Genomic DNA, 12,740 nt, shown 5'->3' with positions numbered 1-12,740 from the left:
TATCAATCTAGCCCCATGTCAGCGGCGTGGGGAGAGGGTGCGGTGCCGTGTCAGAGCCGGGGCAGGCCGGGTTCAGATGCCAGTGCGGTTGACGAGCCGCGCCCAGCCGAGCTGTTCCTGCTGCTTCCGGCTTAGCGAAGCAACCACCAGATCATAGGAGTCCTCCACCATGTCCCGGATCATGTCATCGGGAAGGGCTCCATCCAACCGGACGCCGTTCCAATGGGTCTTGTTCATGTGCCAGGCACCAGTGATCTCGGGATTCGCTGCGCGGAGTTGCTCGGCCAAGGCGGGCTCGCACTTCAGACTCACGGACCAGTTGTCAGGATCCATGGCGGAAAGCGCGAACAACTTGGCCTCGTGCCGTGCTCCACCCGCGACGGCGGCCCGCACCTTGAACACGGAGGTTTCAGGTCCGAACGGGAAGTCTTCAAAGGCCCCGGGAAAGCCCAGGCAGATCTGGCGGAGCTGGGAAACATCCATGGAGGTGAGCTTACCCGGCCCTCCTTTTCGGCGCCCGCTTCGTCCCCGTTTCGATGGACCGCTGCGCACTCGATGGTAGGCGTCGTCTAACGCGCAGCGGATCATCTAAATGGGCCCACGGCAGGCGGCCACGGCAGCCCTACGCCACGCCCAGGAAGTCCTCCAGCAGCACCACTTCCAGGCCCGCGGCCAACTGTGCAGCGCGGAACGCAGCGAAGTCTGCGGCGAACTCGGCGCGGAAATGCATCAGCACGATGTCGCCGGGACGCAGTGAGTTACCGACCTGATAGTCCATCTTCCCGGCGTTCGCCTTAGCCTCCCATGTGATGATCGCCTTCATTCCGGCAGCGGCAACCGCCTGGCGCATGGCGTTGGAGTAGGCTCCGCCCGGGGGCCTAAACAGCGTGGGACGTCGGCCGTAATGCTGAAATGCGTAGTCCTGCATGCCCACGATGTCGTTCAACTGCTGCTGGTATCCCCACTGCTGCACCATGTTGATGTTGTGCGTGACGGTGTGGTTCTCCACGAGGCTGCCTTGCGCCTTGAAGGCGTTGAAGAAGGCGGGGTTGTCCGCGATCGTGTTCTTGGTCAGGAACAGGGAGGCCGGGTAGTCGTAGTCGGTCATGAGCTTGACCGATTCCGGGGTCTTGATATTCCCGTCATCAATCGTCAGGAACACTACCGGGTGTTTGGTCTCGATCTTGGTGATCACCGGCGCCAGCCCGCCAACGATCGGCGGCAGTTGGTAGTCCGGAATGAACGTACGCCGGATCCGTTTCGTTGCGGTGGGCGTGGGCGTTGGTGTTGAAGTGTACGACGGCGGCACCTCACCCCCGGCCGACAGCCCACCGTTCGGGCCCGGCACCTCGGGCGAGGCAGACGCGGAACCAGGCGGCAGCTCCGACGTCGTGCTTTTAGGCGCTGTGCTTTCAGGTGCAGCACAGGCACTCAAACCGGCAACGAGCGAAGCTCCAAATACGCCTAAGATGGCCCGCCGGGCTGGCGTGGAAGCTGGCGTGGCAATGGGCACCGCTGAATGGTCGCCACACATGGCCGTCCCCTATGGCTAAAAGAATGAGTCAGCTGCAGATTAGCAAAGGAATCGACCTGGTGATTACAGGCCGTAATGCCAGCCTTCGCGCGCCGGGCAGGAATTGACCACGACGTCCAAACCTGCATCCCTGGCGCGCTGGACGGCGTCGTCATCAAAGACGCCCAGCTGCAGCCACACAGCCTTGGCACCGATGGCGATTGCCTGATCAATAACAGCGCCCACTCGTTGGGAGTTAACGAAGCAGTCGACCACGTCGATGGGGTGTTTCTCCGCAGGAATATCCATCAGGGACTTGTATCCCTTTTCGCCATGGACGTCCTCGCCCTTGAGGTTTATGGGGATAATCTCCATACCCATGCGGTCTCGAACGTACAGGGAGACGTCGTATGCGGAGCGCCACTCATTGTTGCTGAGGCCAACGATTGCCCAGCATCCTTTTGTTCGCATCAATCGTTCCACCACGGCCGGATCGTTGACATGCATCATGAAGCAAGCTTAGTGTCCCGCGCCCCTCAACCATTGCTTCAGCTTGTCCATGAAGGACTGGAAAGGTTCGTGAGCCGGCTTCTCGTTCAGCAGTGGGAGTGCTTGGCTTGGCTTATTTCCGTGGGCGGGGGCGGGTTTGGCCGTTGTAGTCGGTTCTGCGGTTGGTTTAACAACGTCGGGGAGCGTTGGCTCAAGTCCGGACTGTCCAAGTTTTGCCTCAAGCTTTGCCTCCCGAGGCTCGGCAAGCTTCGCCTGGTCGGTACGGGGAGGCTCGCCGACCGCGCCTGAAGCCGGGACGTTTCCGACGTCGGCCGCCTCAGGCTCTGACTGGTGCTCCGGTGCCTTGACATGCGGCATGGCAGTGCCAGAAGCCTCATCGTCGTGCCCGCCCTGCGCCGTAGGGGATTCGGTAACCAGCGGTACTGCTGCGGGATCCACGGCAGGTGCCGGTTGCGTACTGACCTTCGGAGCATCGGGCGTGGGCAGCGCGGGCGCTGCGGATGAAGGTTGCGGAGCGAAATTTCCCAGCAGTTCATCGACGAACGTGGGCGTACGGGTGAAACCGGAACTGGCAGCAGCCACACCACTCACGCCGAGTCCCATGGCCGCCACCACGGCAACGCTCACCACAGCCGTACGGTGCTTGTGTCGCCAACGACGCTTGCTGAGTTCATCGTGAGGTCCAGCGAACATCGCGGCCAGCGCCTCGCTCGGAGCAGGTGCCGGGCGGTCCGCGAAGGAACGCAGGGAGAGCAGTGCCTGCCGAAGGCCGGGCGCGTCAGTGGGCCCGGCGTCGAGCAGGAGCTCGTCGACGATATCTTCGCGTTCCATATCCCTGTATGTCATGAGGACACGTATTCCTTTACTGCCGAATGCTCACGGAGCGTCATCAAAGCCCTGCGCTGCAGTTGCTTTACTGCGCCGGCGGATTTCCCCATGATGTCGGCTGCCTGCTCCACGGTCAGGCCTGCCACGATCCGGAGTGCCAGGACCTCTCGTTGATCGTCCCCGAGGTAATCCAGGAGCTTCATGACCTCATGGGGAGCCAGCAGGCCCATTGCCTCTGATTCTGCAGAACCTGATTCGCGGGGATCGCGCTCGGGCTCGAACTCGTGGTGTTCCGGGGCCCTGCTTTGCTTCCGGTGCTCGTCTACCATGCGGGCATGGGCGACCGAAAAAACAAAGGTCCGTAATCCGCCCGCTCCTCCCTGGATGTCATCCAATCGGGGCAGGACAGCAAGGAAAACGTCCTGTGTTATGGCCTCGGGATCTGATACGCCTTTAGCCGTCAGGTAGCCAAGAACCGGTCCAGCCCATGCCTGGTAGACGGCGCTGAACAGTTCCGCGTTATTGCCCTTGAGTGCATGAAGCGCTTCGTCGGTCAATGCGTCGGTCACAGTTAAGAGACTTTCGATCGGCGGCAGGTCCGGGCTTGGAGCCAGGTCGTCCGCCTTTGCTCGACGGGCAACCCACCAAGGGTATCTGCTCGACCGGGCGGCCCCAAGGAAGGCCCATCATGTCCCTCAAAATCTCTTCAGGAAAGAGAAGAGCCGAGCTGGAACATGATGGGGGACAAATTCCAGCTCGGCCCTTTCAAAGACGTAATCGTCGGGGTACGCCAAAGGGTTACGCAACGCACGAACTTTTTTTGAAACTTTTTTCGGGAGCCGGTTTCTGGGTGATCCGAGTCGTCACTGTCATCTTCCGAAGCTATCCAAGGGCTACGTCAACACGTACGACTGGACCCAGAATGCGTCTGCGCGCGATGCGGGTACCGTCACCCTCGGCGATCTGCGCTCTATCGGGCAGCATGAGAGAGACGCAGTGATGAGTGCCGACGTTGTCCTAATCCTGCTTCCAGGCGGGAAGGGCACACATGTTGAGCTTGGCATCGCGATTGCTCAAGGCAGAAGGACAATCCTGCATTCGCAGGACGAAGTCATCAACAACGTCGAGATCACCAGCACGTTCTACCACCTGCCGGAGTTGGAGAAGTGCCACGGAAGTCTAGACGACCTTTTAGCTATGATCGTCGCCAAGAAGTGACCGGTGCCGCTGTCTGACTCGACTCGTATCGCAGTGAGGGATCCTTTTACGGGCTGCCCCAAAGGGCTAGCTCGCCTCCGGGCATGGACACGATCCTTAGTCCGTCTGGCCCCGTGAGGTTCCATGATTCGTACGCCGACTCGGGATCCGGCACCACAGTCAGCCGGCAGCCATCCTGCATGACGACTTCAAGACGTCCGTCGTCGAATGCTCTTCCCTCAGCAACAATCTTGGAGCGTGAGAGCGGAAGAACGGGGGCGAGCTGGTCGAAATCGCCGCCGGGTTCGACTACATGTGTAGTGCCATCGGGGTGCTCGAGAACGAAGCTCTCTTCGATGGTGATTCTGAAGTGTTCGAGAACCAGAGTTACTTGGAAATCCAAGACGAGTTGCAGGATGAGTTGGGCGCTCACATCGAGAAGCCAGTAACCCTCGAATCTCTGAGCTCCGCTCAGGGATGCCGGAACATCTACCACTGCCCACCTTCCTCCTGCGTTCAACCCTAGACGTGCCCCAACGGCCATTGCCCGCAGAACGGACCTCTAGCCATACATCTGCCGGTCGCCGCTCAACTGGGTCACGCCAGCACACTGCCTCCGCTGGGGATTACGATTCCGTTCAGAACCGTGCCATTAGGGGATCCTTTACCGAACGGGCGTCTTGTTATTGCTTCCCCTCAGTCTCGGGACCGAAGTCAGTCATCTTCCATGTCGAAGATTGTCACGGAGTAGGCATCGACTGCTTGGGATTCGGTCGAAGTTAGCTTTCGTTGCCCATCAGGTTCCGCGCGAAGGCAAGAAGCTCCGCGGTAGTTTGCTCGCGGCGCTGGGGCATTTCGTCCCAGAGGTCCAAGAGGTATACGAGCTCATTCAGCTCCGCCGGCTGCCTCAGAGGGAACCAGCCGACCCGGTTCATGAGCCTCGACCGGCGAGGATGTCGATCCGTCCTTCGACAGTCTCCTGAGCCCAGTACTTCAGGAGAAACCTCGCCGCTTCCGCTTGGTCTTCGTGCCGGACGCTGAGTTCATCGCGGACTGCATTCCACATATCTGCCGAGTCGGCCCGGTCACCTGTCGGGAGCCCTGCCAGTTCACGAAGTGAAGGGGTGTCATAGCCCAGGACGAGAAGTTCAGTGGCGAAGTCAGGCAGCTCGTGGGGCGGAATCAGCCCCGTCTGCTCGCAAAGGAAGATTGCTCGCGCACTTTCGTTACTATTCACGAGGGAAATATATCCCGGCGGGACACACCTTGTTCCGTGTCCCGGTGAGCCGTCCCCATACGGGCGCTTGAACGCACGTACCGGCTTACGGGCGGCCGTAGACACGAGTGTGACCTTAAGGGGAGTTCCGTCAGAACTTTCCGGTAGATTCTGCATTGCGGCTTATCGTGCCGCCCAAGCAGAGGTAGACATGGGAATTTTTCGGCGCAAGCTCACTCCGGCCCCAGTACATCCGATTAGCGCTTTCTGGGAATGGTGGACCGCTGAGGGAAAAGACCGCATCGGCACCGCAGTGCAGACCGGAGAGTGGGACGACCTTCCCAGCGTCATGACCCAGCAACTCGCCAAGGTGCATCCTGACTTGGCGTGGGACACCGGTCGCGGTCATCGCTCGGACCATCTTCTGGTCGTCAGTGCTGAGGGTGATGCTGCGTTACGCAGAGTCGCAGAACAATGGCTGCGCGCAGCCCCTTCCGCTGACGAGGTTTGGGACTTCGCCTCGGCCCGTCAGCCGGTGCCCGGCGTTATCGAGAATGTCTTGGACATCGAGGGCACTAAGTTCCCACTCCGGGATATCCGGTTCGGCCTCAGCGTGGATGACCTGCGTGAAAGTATCGACGTCGAGGTTTACCACCCTCTGTTCGGTCAAATGCCCGGGAATGAACCTCTTCGGGTCTCCTTCTTGTTTCTTGACTGGCTTCTGGGCGAAGACGGCGTCGAACGGTGGGTGGGAGCTATCAACACAACCACCAGCGCCGATGTAGCCAAGGCTTCAGCAACTGATCTCGTCGAAGCCATCAACAGGATGACTGCACAAGCACAACCGGACAACTGGGCCCTTCTGCAGGGCACGACACCGGCTGGAGAGCGGATGGTTGTCCTGGCCCGTAGGCCGCTACGGTGGATCGATTACCCGGTCTTCGACCTCCATACTGAGGTGAGCCTCGGGTATGCAGACCAACGGGACGATGGTTTGCCAACCGAAACCGCTTTGAACCGTCTCCGCCAAATCGAGGACAACATCACTGCGGCACTCGGGCCGCGAGGGATCCTCGTGGCCCATGAAACAGCGGCTGGAACCAGAGTGCTCCACTATTACACTGATTCCGACGACCAGAACGGACATGCGTCTATCGAAGCAGCTGCCCGCTTAGTTGACGCTGCCACTACCCAAGTACCCGATCCTGGATGGACGGATCTGCGCCAATTCTCATAGGAGCCAGGGTGCTCCGTCCAACAGACCCAGCCCTGCACTTCCTTTGCCGCAGAGCGCCTCGCAAAGTACAGGTTTTCGGGGCACCTGCCCACAGTCGAAATTGTTTGTGGAACGCCGCGCTTGGGGCCTTTAGAGATGAATGTGGTGTTTTCACAGCGCTATTTGGCACACCCCTCAGCCCGGTAAGGGATCGGCTTACGGCCGCTCTGAAGGGACCTGAACGAAGCCTGTGGCAGACCCGCACGTCGCTCTCGGCCGCTGGTTACCGGATGACAGACTGCACGTATGGACCGGATGAACCGCACAGCGCTCCACCACGCAGCCCCTGGAAAATGATGTTGCCACCGCAGAGGCGCACTTGGCTGACGGTGCTTCGCCCGATGCCCAGGACAAGGCCGGATTCACGCCACTACATTTTGCTGCGCAGGAATATGCTGTCGCCGCAGCTGCTGCTTTGCTCCGTGCCGGCGCCACTGTTGACCTGCAAAACGGCTGGGGCAACACTGCGCTCTTTACTGCTGTCGGTAATTCAAACGGCCGTGGCGAACTGATCAAACTCCTGCTTTCGTACGGAGCTGATCCATTCTGCATCAACGGAGGTGGCAAGACCCCCGTTGGGTTTGCACGACTGATCGGCAATTACGACGTCGCACAGTACTTCGCGGACGTAGCTGAATGACCCTCTCGGTGCCACCTTTATCCTGATGCCATGGAAAGAGTGCTGCTCGACCAAGTCATCATGACCGACTACGGCCAGTTCGACCTGCATTGGGCCGGCTATGGCTTCGATGGAATCTTTGAACGCTTCTTCGACGACCAGGTCAATGGCCTGGTCGGGGCGTCCAATGCGGATGGGATCTATCTCCACTTCGGCCGACGGTCGGGAGGGTCTAACGTGCGCATCATGCTCCTGGATGAGGCACCTGAGCTGAACCCCGATTCCCCGTGGGAGGACATCGTCGAGGTGTCCTTCACTCTTCCCGAGGGACATTTCATACGGTGGACTTCCTGGGGCGACGAGGACAGCGGCGAACTACGCGATGTGACGCTCGGCAGCTACCGATTGCGGACCAGTGCCCGAGGCCGCGACGAAGGCCACGACGGGGAATTTTCCGACGAGGTGGTCGATCATTACCTGCTGGAGATGTGGCCAGCTTCGCCGCAGCGGGCGCCATCCTATCCTCCAGCAGCAAGGACGCTGAGTACTGGCACAAGACGTGGGGAAGTCGCCGCTGAACACAGGAGTTGATTCTTCATAAGCGCTGTCCACGCCCACGCTTTGTGGGCGCGCCGATGAGGTGGCCGTTGCCCTCAGGCTGCGGCTGACCTAACAACGACGCTCTCAGAGGAGAGGACCAGAGCGTTCGATAGAGGATCCTTCACCGAACGCCCATGACTTACCTTCCTCCGCCTCCCTGGCTGCGGCTCGGTAGCAATGGGATGGCTAGGATTACTTCACGTCTTCGTAGCCGAAGTTTTGGAAGTGAACTATGCAGCTGGAATTTGATCCTGAGGTACCTGTCGCGGAAGTCAGGCTGACGCTGTCCGCAGATGAGCTTGAAATTTTTTGGTCGTCTCTGCGTGAGACATTGGAAGGTCTCGACGAAAATGAGTTTCATACTCGTGTCGGCTTTCATCGGCAGGAGGTGCGCCGACTGCAGGGTGATCTAGCACTAGCGATGAACACTCTTCCCTATGTGCCAGAGTAAAGGACCCTGGCCATTTCGAGAGCATGGATAGGGGCGGCTTGTCTGGCCGGGGTCTCCCGATTCCCACTGGGTCAAAGCCAACTCCATAATCCGGTGGACCTGCGTCCGTAAGCCGATCCCTTACCGGGCGCTGCGCTTTCAGGTTCCCTCTGCGGTGAGTGTTCGGGCTTTTCCATTGAGGGAAAGGATTGTGCCGGCGATGAGTACTGGTGCAGCGGCTGCGAGGAATCCCCATTGCAGTGAACCGGCGAGGACCAGGCCGAGCAAGGCTATGGATACGGGTTCCAGAATGACTCTGGGCAGTTCAAGGACGGAGCTTACCCGCCCTAGTAGGTGGCTTGGGGTGCGGGTCTGAATGAACGTTGGGAGGGCCACATCTGTGCTGTAGGCGACGCCTACCCCGACCAGGGCCAGGATGGAGGCTGCTACCCATGGTTCGGTGGTCAGGCCTAGGAGGGCAAAGGCGATGCCTTCCACCAGTGTCATGGAAATGATGAGTAGCCCCCAACGCCGGGGCAGGCCGGTCACGGCCGCCGCCACGGTTCCGAGCAGCTGCCCCGCGCCCCAACCGGAGACGAGGATGCTAAGGGCCATCGGCGAGTCACTAAGGGAGGTGGCCAACAGCGGCAGCCCGATGGCGAAGAGCCCGCTGTAGCTCAGCGTGGCAGCACTGATAACCAGAAGGACGATGCGGGTCTCGTGGGACCGTGCCGCGTGCTGAAGACCCAGGCCAATCTCGCGGATGACTTCAGTGGCGCTGCCTGATCCACTCCCGATGGGTCCACGGGGGATGTTCAGTGATGTGAAGGCTGCAACCGTTAGCGTTAGGGCGTTGACGGCAATGGCCAGTCCGGCGCCGCCCAAGCCGGTTAGGACGCCCCCAGCCATGGGGCCGGCGATGAAAGCAGCCTGTGCGACGGCTCCTTGAACTGCGTTTCCTTGCGGTAGGTCCTTTCCGGGGAGCAGGCGTGGGAGCACAGCTTCACTGGCAGGGGCAAAGAACGCCGAAGCAGTTCCCGTGATAGCGGCCAGGACGTACAGTTGCCACAGTTGCACCGTCCCGGTGAAGCTAAGGGTCGACACTAATGCCATCGCACCGGCACGCACCAGGTGACACACGAGCATGACGCGGCCCGGCGAGAACCGGTCCGTCAGCGCACCACCCAGTAGTAGCAGCGCTCCTCGGGGTATCGCTTGTGCCAGCAGCACACCAGCAAGGGCAACAATCGACCCGGTTTCACTAATCACCAGCCAAGCCAGTGCAATGGAGAACGCAGCTTCGCCTGCCATGGCCAAGCCCTCACCGAACAGAACACGACGGAACTTTGGGTACTGGTTCAAAAGGGTAAGAGGGCTGCGCACGTCACTCCTGTCGGTCGAAGGCCGGGGTCACAAGAGCCACTAGCCCGGCCCTGGGTCCCCAGCCCATTCCCGGTTGCAACCCGTCACATAACCCGACGATTGCTGTCCGCAGCGCTGCCAAGCTACCACGAGCTGAAGAGAACCGCCCGAATGTCCCACTCAGGGCAGAGGCACCTGTTGGCCCTAAGTCGATCCTTCAAGGCAACGCTCCTGAAATCAGAAGATCGGAGTGTCAGGCCCGCGCTCCGAATCCCAGAAAGGCACAAGGCGCTCTTTCCAGTGGGCCATCAGGGCGTCCATCCCGTGACGACGCTTATATAGCAGTTCGGATTCGTGCAGGGGCACAGCTTGGAGGAAGTGGACGTGCGACCCATCGGATAGTTGGACAGTTGGAATTATCGCTTCCTGTTCACGGATCAGGAACGCCATCATTTCTGTGCCAGGCCAGAGTGGACCGTCCGACGGGACGGTGTGTCCGTCCGCTACTGTGACTCCGTTCCGTCCGCCGTAGAGCGCCAAAGCCGCGAATGAGCGAGCCACTGCGTCCTGCCCCGGCCGCAAACCCAACAGGAATTCTGCGCGATGCTCTACTGTGCCTGGATCGCCCACAGGTCCACTTGCAGCTCCGACAGTCGCATATATATCGACACCTTCTCCCGTGACCGCAGCATCCCATTTCCATACTTGGATGGAGAATCCTTCGCCTTCGAAATTAGCCTTCCTCGTAGGATCGCCCCATCGGGAGAGCAGGTGCTCTTCGACTGAATCATGCATTATTTATGGACCTCCACATGACCACCATATGTCCCTTGGCCTTGGGCTCTGGCCTTCGATACCACTCCGCCGAGCGCTACTCTCAATGGCTAAGCAGCCAGGCATACGAGTCCGCCATTGCTTAGCCGTTGCCGTAATCCACGACCCAGGGCCGCGTCCGTAAGACGGTAGCTCTCCGAACGCTTCAAAGTGCCCGTTCAGGGATCGGTTTACGGGCGGGTGATTCATGAAGTTGGCTGTAGTTCACCACAAGGCGCACTTGGTTCGGACTTCGTTGCCGGCCCGGCTCAGTCACCTACGGGATTATCAGCGGGAAGTTGACGCCGCGCCGTCATGCGGCTGCGGCCTCACGTAGTGGAGAATGTCGATTATGGGCGTTCTTTTTGACTACTTCTCTGCTGCCTCCGATGAGGAAGCAGCCTCAGTGATCGATCATGTCGGCGGTCCTGGATCCCCGGCGACGATCGCTCCGCCAGCCGAGCCCCGGCGAGGCATCTTCGGCCGCAAACGCCAAGCGGCGGCACCGGCGATCGTGGCTTACCCCGATGGGGCAGTTTTTGACACGGTATCCGGCAACGGTATTGATCCCGTCGTGCAGCTGGGAACACTAGAAGAGCTGCTCACCGGACGGTCCTTTGACGATGTCATGGACGATCCCCGCAGCGGGCACGCCCTCGCGGATCGGGATGGTGGGGAGCGTCTTGTGCTGACCCTAACGGAGCCCCTTTCCACAGCATTGGCCACCGCTTCCGACGAAGCCCTTGAGCAGGTGGCGATCCCATGGTCGGAGACTGAGGAGTTCTGGAACGCAGCTGATTCGGCGCTTCTTGGCGGTTTCCTAAAGGATTTGGCCGGCCTGGCCCGACGATCCAAAGCTTCCGGGCAAGGGCTCTACTGCTGGGTGTGCGTATAGACGGCGCGCCACGCATTTTTCTCCGGGCAGCAACGGAAACTACAGACAACTCCCGTTCGTGTTGGCCAGGAAAGCTTGGCGACCGGTAAAGGATCCACTTGCGTACACGGTTATCAGAGCGCGAGCGGAATCCAACCGTCACCCCTGGTGTGGGTTGATAGAGGCGACTTAGCGGGATTGGAAGGGCTCGGATGCAGAAGGAATTCAGGGGAGGGCTTGCTCTCCCGGGAAAGTTCCGGGCCGGTACCCCGTGGATCCTTCTCGTCCCGACAAAGGAGCGGCTGGAGTTCCGGGCGCGGCATGGATTGGGCAGGTTTTTCGGCCCATGGAGGCTGGAACGGAGTGAGGTCAGGCTCGTATACCGGACGATGAGGGGCCTCGATACATCTCACGGTTTAGGCTTCCTCCGCACGGACGGAACCTGGTGGACATTCTGGACTTACCATCCCAACCAGGTACTTGATTTCCTTGAGGAGCTTGGCTACCCAATTGATCCCAAAACGCGTCACGGGCAAGGTCGATTTGTTGCCCGTTAAGTCACCGACACTGGACCCATAAGGGATCGGCCTACGGGCGGGTGCTAGGGGTAGGGGCCTTGAGGGGCGACGCATGCAGGCCAGCGGTTTGGCCAGTTTCGCGGCCGGCTCAACGGTGGCGGGGGTGGTGCAGCGGGGGTTAGAGGACAATGTTTTGATACCTTGGGTTCGCCGCGACGTTGCTGGCCCCAGAGTGGACAGGCGCGGGAGCTGGCCAGGCTCGGTTGCCACCGGCGTTCGTCGGCGATAGCGCTTGGTGCTGCCCCTTTCCGGCGTATCCTGTTCCACCCCGTAGTGGGCGCGTCCGAAAGAAGAGTACAGGCAAGTGTTGCCCGCGGGTGCGGCTGCATGCGAGCGTAAATGCACCAAAGCAAGGCCACATTTTAGATTGGGGGCAGCTCGTGGAGGAGCAGCACAGCGGGCAGCAAATGAGCGACTACACCCCGGGGCCGAAGGCCCCTTGGCAGCCTCCGTTGCCGCCCTACCCGCCCGCACCCATAGATGAGGCCCCGGCGATGCCGCGGACCCAGCGCAAGCCACGACGGACCCTTGCGATAGTGCTGGCATCTCTCGCGCTGGTCGCCCTGGGAACGGCTGCTGGGACGACCGTTGGTTACAACAACGGGTACGGCACGGCCTCCTCCGAGGCGTCGGCCAGGCCGATTCCGACCGTGACGGCGACCGAGACCGTCACCCAGACCAAGACGGTGGCCCAGACTCCCTACCCATGTACTCAGGCCCTCCAGTATGCCGACCAAATCATGGACTTGGCTATCCAGACCATCAACGCGCTCTCCGATACCAGCAAGGCGCTGAGCACCGGGGACACTGCAGGCATTGTGACCGCCACTGCCCGCATGCAGTCTCTCCAGACTAAGCTCAACGGGCTGGAGGGGCTCCAAACCAGCTATCTGTTAGCCAAGGCCCAGTGCCACTGACGATCCC

General features: G+C 60.4%; 17 protein-coding genes. 8 read left to right on the top strand and 9 right to left on the bottom strand.

Annotated elements, in window-relative coordinates; translation table 11 throughout:
* Positions 1-72: 72 nt before the first annotated feature.
* Together AC1DCM_RS18945 and AC1DCM_RS18940 are read right to left on the bottom strand one after the other, a co-directional pair.
* Complete coding sequence (locus tag AC1DCM_RS18945) at positions 73-483, bottom strand: MmcQ/YjbR family DNA-binding protein (protein ID WP_477519332.1); 411 nt, start codon at positions 481-483, stop codon at positions 73-75.
* Between the two features lie 139 nt (positions 484-622).
* Complete coding sequence (locus AC1DCM_RS18940) at positions 623-1,195, bottom strand: polysaccharide deacetylase family protein (RefSeq protein WP_477519331.1); 573 nt, start codon at positions 1,193-1,195, stop codon at positions 623-625.
* Between the two features lie 43 nt (positions 1,196-1,238).
* Here AC1DCM_RS18940 and AC1DCM_RS18935 point away from each other — a divergent pair, with 43 nt between their 5' ends.
* The gene (locus AC1DCM_RS18935; RefSeq protein WP_477519330.1) at positions 1,239-1,553 is read left to right on the top strand and encodes a hypothetical protein; all 315 of its coding nucleotides are present in this window, start codon (positions 1,239-1,241) and stop codon (positions 1,551-1,553) included.
* A 44-nt stretch (positions 1,554-1,597) separates the two neighbouring features.
* On the opposite strand, the gene AC1DCM_RS18930 is transcribed toward AC1DCM_RS18935, so the two are convergent.
* From AC1DCM_RS18930 to AC1DCM_RS18920, 3 genes are read right to left on the bottom strand one after another with little or no spacing between them, the layout of a single operon-like run.
* Positions 1,598-2,023 carry a CoA-binding protein gene (locus tag AC1DCM_RS18930; protein WP_477519329.1) on the bottom strand — a complete coding sequence of 142 codons (426 nt, stop codon included), beginning with the start codon at positions 2,021-2,023 and terminating at the stop codon, positions 1,598-1,600.
* Positions 2,024-2,032: 9 nt separating this feature from the next.
* Complete coding sequence (locus AC1DCM_RS18925) at positions 2,033-2,869, bottom strand: hypothetical protein (protein ID WP_477519328.1); 837 nt, start codon at positions 2,867-2,869, stop codon at positions 2,033-2,035.
* On the bottom strand, positions 2,866-3,420 hold the full coding sequence (locus AC1DCM_RS18920; RefSeq protein ID WP_477519327.1) for an RNA polymerase sigma factor: 555 nt from the start codon (positions 3,418-3,420) through the stop codon (positions 2,866-2,868). The genes AC1DCM_RS18925 and AC1DCM_RS18920 overlap by 4 nt, the downstream gene beginning before the upstream one ends.
* A 430-nt stretch (positions 3,421-3,850) precedes the next feature.
* On the opposite strand from AC1DCM_RS18920, the gene AC1DCM_RS18915 reads away from it, so the two are divergent.
* On the top strand, positions 3,851-4,069 hold the full coding sequence (locus AC1DCM_RS18915) for a hypothetical protein (RefSeq protein ID WP_477519326.1): 219 nt from the start codon (positions 3,851-3,853) through the stop codon (positions 4,067-4,069).
* Between the two features lie 46 nt (positions 4,070-4,115).
* On the opposite strand, the gene AC1DCM_RS18910 is transcribed toward AC1DCM_RS18915, so the two are convergent.
* Positions 4,116-4,544, bottom strand: a complete 429-nt coding sequence (locus AC1DCM_RS18910) for a DUF6188 family protein (RefSeq protein ID WP_477519325.1) — start codon at positions 4,542-4,544, stop codon at positions 4,116-4,118.
* 435 nt (positions 4,545-4,979) lie between these two features.
* Positions 4,980-5,285: a hypothetical protein gene (locus tag AC1DCM_RS18905; protein ID WP_477519324.1), complete on the bottom strand. Its 306-nt coding sequence runs from the start codon at positions 5,283-5,285 to the stop codon at positions 4,980-4,982.
* 190 nt (positions 5,286-5,475) lie between these two features.
* Here AC1DCM_RS18905 and AC1DCM_RS18900 point away from each other — a divergent pair, with 190 nt between their 5' ends.
* The 4 genes from AC1DCM_RS18900 to AC1DCM_RS18885 all read left to right on the top strand — a co-directional run bounded on the left by AC1DCM_RS18900 (position 5,476) and on the right by AC1DCM_RS18885 (position 8,210).
* Positions 5,476-6,501: a DUF695 domain-containing protein gene (locus AC1DCM_RS18900; protein WP_477519323.1), complete on the top strand. Its 1,026-nt coding sequence runs from the start codon at positions 5,476-5,478 to the stop codon at positions 6,499-6,501.
* 325 nt (positions 6,502-6,826) lie between these two features.
* Complete coding sequence (locus AC1DCM_RS18895; protein ID WP_477519346.1) at positions 6,827-7,180, top strand: ankyrin repeat domain-containing protein; 354 nt, start codon at positions 6,827-6,829, stop codon at positions 7,178-7,180.
* A 39-nt stretch (positions 7,181-7,219) separates the two neighbouring features.
* The gene (locus AC1DCM_RS18890; RefSeq protein ID WP_477519322.1) at positions 7,220-7,750 is read left to right on the top strand and encodes a hypothetical protein; all 531 of its coding nucleotides are present in this window, start codon (positions 7,220-7,222) and stop codon (positions 7,748-7,750) included.
* A 241-nt stretch (positions 7,751-7,991) separates the two neighbouring features.
* On the top strand, positions 7,992-8,210 hold the full coding sequence (locus AC1DCM_RS18885) for a hypothetical protein (protein ID WP_477519321.1): 219 nt from the start codon (positions 7,992-7,994) through the stop codon (positions 8,208-8,210).
* A gap of 138 nt (positions 8,211-8,348) precedes the next feature.
* Here AC1DCM_RS18885 and AC1DCM_RS18880 read toward each other — a convergent pair whose 3' ends face one another.
* Both AC1DCM_RS18880 and AC1DCM_RS18875 read right to left on the bottom strand, forming a co-directional pair.
* Positions 8,349-9,572, bottom strand: a complete 1,224-nt coding sequence (locus AC1DCM_RS18880) for an MFS transporter (RefSeq protein ID WP_477519320.1) — start codon at positions 9,570-9,572, stop codon at positions 8,349-8,351.
* Positions 9,573-9,788: 216 nt separating this feature from the next.
* Positions 9,789-10,346: a suppressor of fused domain protein gene (locus AC1DCM_RS18875; protein WP_477519319.1), complete on the bottom strand. Its 558-nt coding sequence runs from the start codon at positions 10,344-10,346 to the stop codon at positions 9,789-9,791.
* Positions 10,347-10,716: 370 nt separating this feature from the next.
* Here AC1DCM_RS18875 and AC1DCM_RS18870 point away from each other — a divergent pair, with 370 nt between their 5' ends.
* Positions 10,717-11,259 carry a hypothetical protein gene (locus AC1DCM_RS18870; RefSeq protein ID WP_477519318.1) on the top strand — a complete coding sequence of 181 codons (543 nt, stop codon included), beginning with the start codon at positions 10,717-10,719 and terminating at the stop codon, positions 11,257-11,259.
* A gap of 937 nt (positions 11,260-12,196) precedes the next feature.
* Complete coding sequence (locus tag AC1DCM_RS18865) at positions 12,197-12,733, top strand: hypothetical protein (RefSeq protein ID WP_477519317.1); 537 nt, start codon at positions 12,197-12,199, stop codon at positions 12,731-12,733.
* The last annotated feature ends 7 nt before the right edge of the window (positions 12,734-12,740 follow it).

It is taken from the genome of Paenarthrobacter sp. 10N417 (assembly GCF_056394745.1).
This window is presented reverse-complemented; position numbering and strand designations above follow the sequence as displayed.

Coding starts and splice junctions, on each gene's coding strand:
- AC1DCM_RS18945 (WP_477519332.1), bottom strand. CDS start 483: ATGGATGTTTCCCAGCTCCGCCAGATCTGCCTGGGCTTTCCCGGGGCC.
- AC1DCM_RS18935 (WP_477519330.1), top strand. CDS start 1,239: ATGAACGTACGCCGGATCCGTTTCGTTGCGGTGGGCGTGGGCGTTGGT.
- AC1DCM_RS18930 (WP_477519329.1), bottom strand. CDS start 2,023: ATGATGCATGTCAACGATCCGGCCGTGGTGGAACGATTGATGCGAACA.
- AC1DCM_RS18925 (WP_477519328.1), bottom strand. CDS start 2,869: ATGACATACAGGGATATGGAACGCGAAGATATCGTCGACGAGCTCCTG.
- AC1DCM_RS18915 (WP_477519326.1), top strand. CDS start 3,851: ATGAGTGCCGACGTTGTCCTAATCCTGCTTCCAGGCGGGAAGGGCACA.
- AC1DCM_RS18900 (WP_477519323.1), top strand. CDS start 5,476: ATGGGAATTTTTCGGCGCAAGCTCACTCCGGCCCCAGTACATCCGATT.
- AC1DCM_RS18885 (WP_477519321.1), top strand. CDS start 7,992: ATGCAGCTGGAATTTGATCCTGAGGTACCTGTCGCGGAAGTCAGGCTG.
- AC1DCM_RS18875 (WP_477519319.1), bottom strand. CDS start 10,346: ATGCATGATTCAGTCGAAGAGCACCTGCTCTCCCGATGGGGCGATCCT.
- AC1DCM_RS18870 (WP_477519318.1), top strand. CDS start 10,717: ATGGGCGTTCTTTTTGACTACTTCTCTGCTGCCTCCGATGAGGAAGCA.